General features: G+C 71.2%; 1 pseudogene. It reads left to right on the forward strand.

Annotated features, from left to right (window positions below):
- Positions 1-1,285 (forward strand): annotated as a pseudogene (locus IE271_RS40465) (alpha-1,4-glucan--maltose-1-phosphate maltosyltransferase); the annotation flags it as partial.

Below are 1,285 nucleotides of genomic sequence, written 5' to 3' on the forward strand. Positions count from 1 at the left end.
CTGCCGCTGCTGGTGGAGCGCGAGCGGGCGCTGTTCGGCTCCTGGTACGAGTTCTTCCCGCGCTCGGAGGGCGCGGTGGTCGAACCCGGGAAGCCGCCGGTCAGCGGCGACTTCCGGACCGCCGCGAAGCGCCTGCCCGCCATCGCGGACATGGGCTTCGACGTGATCTACCTGCCGCCGATCCACCCCATCGGCACGACCCACCGCAAGGGGCCCAACAACACGCTGAGCGCGGGTCCGGACGACGTGGGGGTGCCGTGGGCGATCGGGTCGCCGGAGGGCGGGCACGACGCGGTCCATCCGGACCTGGGCACGCTGGAGGACTTCGACGCGTTCGTGGCCGAGGCCGGCCGGCTGGGCCTGGAGGTCGCCCTGGACTTCGCCCTGCAGTGCTCCCCGGACCACCCCTGGGTGGACAAGCACCCCGAGTGGTTCCACCACCGGCCCGACGGCACCATCGCCCACGCCGAGAACCCGCCCAAGAAGTACCAGGACATCTACCCCATCGCCTTCGACGCCGACCTGCCCGGCCTGGTCGCCGAGACCGTGCGGGTGCTGCGCCACTGGATGGCCCACGGCGTGCGCATCTTCCGCGTGGACAACCCCCACACCAAGCCGGTGGTCTTCTGGGAGCAGGTCATCGCCCGCATCAACGCCGCCGCCCCGGACGTGATCTTCCTGGCCGAGGCCTTCACCCGGCCGGCCATGATGCACACCCTGGCCGCGGTCGGCTTCCAGCAGTCCTACACCTACTTCACCTGGCGCAACAGCAAGCAGGAGCTCACCGACTACGCCACCGAGCTGGCCCGCGGGACCTCCGCCTTCCTGCGCCCCAACCTCTTCGTCAACACCCCCGACATCCTGCACGCCTACCTCCAGCACGGCGGCCCGCCCGCCTTCGCCGTGCGCGCGGTGCTGGCCGCCACCCTCTCCCCCACCTGGGGCATGTACGCCGGCTTCGAGCTGTTCGAGAACACCCCGCTGCGCGAGGGCAGCGAGGAGTACCTGGACAGCGAGAAGTACCAGCTGCGCCCGCGCGACTGGGAGGCCGCCGAGGCCGAGGGCCGCACCCTGACCCCCCTGATCACCCGCCTCAACACCCTGCGCCGCGCCCACCCCGCCCTGCAACAACTGCGCGACCTGCACTTCCACCACGCCGACAACGACGCCGTCCTCGCCTACAGCAAACGCGCCGGGAACGACCTGGTCCTGGTCGTGGTCAACCTCGACCCCCACCACACCCAGGAGGCCACCGTCTCACTGGACATGCCGGCCCTCGGCCTCG

It is taken from the genome of Streptomyces minutiscleroticus (genome assembly GCF_014650875.1).
Classification (GTDB): Bacteria; Actinomycetota; Actinomycetes; order Streptomycetales; family Streptomycetaceae; genus Streptomyces; species Streptomyces minutiscleroticus.